The sequence below is a fragment of the Aerococcus sp. L_32 genome, assembly GCF_050689315.1.
Genome location: NZ_JBOEQF010000579.1, coordinates 1 through 1,086, shown reverse-complemented (window position 1 = coordinate 1,086; position 1,086 = coordinate 1). Strand labels below are relative to the sequence as shown.

Here is a 1,086-nt window from a genome sequence, read left to right as displayed (position 1 = left end):
TTAGTGTAAATGCAATTAATTATCACAAATAAGTAATAGGGAGAACCGGTAACGGTTGACAGTTTGAGTAGATTGTTTTAATATTTGCTTATAGAAATATAAGAACTTGATGATAAACATAAAAATGAATCACATTGAAAAGATAAGTAAATGGAAATCTTTGCTCAGAGAATCTACAGTTGGTGAGAGTAGATGTAAGTATTTCCTTTGAAAATGGTCTGGGAGTGACGAGTGTAGAATGTACTTACCTTTAGCACTTGCGATTGATAGTCGATAACCTATCTTCGTATGATTGTACGAATGAGGCGAGCCGAGTGTTCGCAAAGTAAGGTGGTACCACGTTCTAGACGTCCTTATAATACTGTGTTGTATTATAAGGACTTTTTTTTATGTAAAGTGAAGATGATGATGAGGGAAGAATCGCTTAGCTAGCATGATGAAGCTAGGATGATAAAATGGAGGGAATATCAATGCCAATTAAAGTTGTTCAAGATTTACCAGCATTACAAAAATTAACCCAAGAGAATATTTTTGTTATGGATGAACGTCGTGCAACCATGCAGGACTTTCGTACTTTAGAAGTGGTTATTGTGAACTTAATGCCGACTAAAGAAGCGACGGAAGAGCAGTTGCTGCGGTTATTAAGTAACTCACCCCTGCAAGTGAACGTGACCTTTATCCACATGCAGTCACACCAAGCGGCCCATATTTCAGAAAACCATCTAAAAGAATTCTACCGAACCTTTGACCAAATTAAGGACCTCTACTTTGATGGGATGATCATTACTGGCGCGCCGGTTGAGCACCTAGATTTCGAGAAAGTGAATTACTGGGACGAATTGGTATCCATTATGGAATGGTCAAATAATCATGTTTTCTCAACCTTGCATATTTGTTGGGGCGCCCAAGCAGCCCTTTACCACCATTACGGCATCGGTAAACAACCTTTAGATAAAAAACTATTTGGTATTTACGAGCAAGAGTTGAGAGATAAAAAGGTATCTTTAGTACGTGGTATGGATGAGCTTTTCTATATGCCACATTCTCGCCACACGACTGTGCCAACTGAATCTTTTGAACAGGCAC

1 protein-coding gene and 1 other annotated feature are annotated in these 1,086 nt (G+C 38.5%); the gene reads left to right on the top strand.

Features of this window, described 5'->3' with window-relative positions:
* Window positions 1-125: 125 nt before the first annotated feature.
* Window positions 126-358 (top strand) — a binding site (T-box leader).
* 112 nt (window positions 359-470) lie between these two features.
* Window positions 471-1,086: homoserine O-acetyltransferase/O-succinyltransferase family protein (locus ACRCJ0_RS14890; RefSeq protein ID WP_431390984.1), on the top strand; the 616-nt coding region annotated here is incomplete at its 3' end.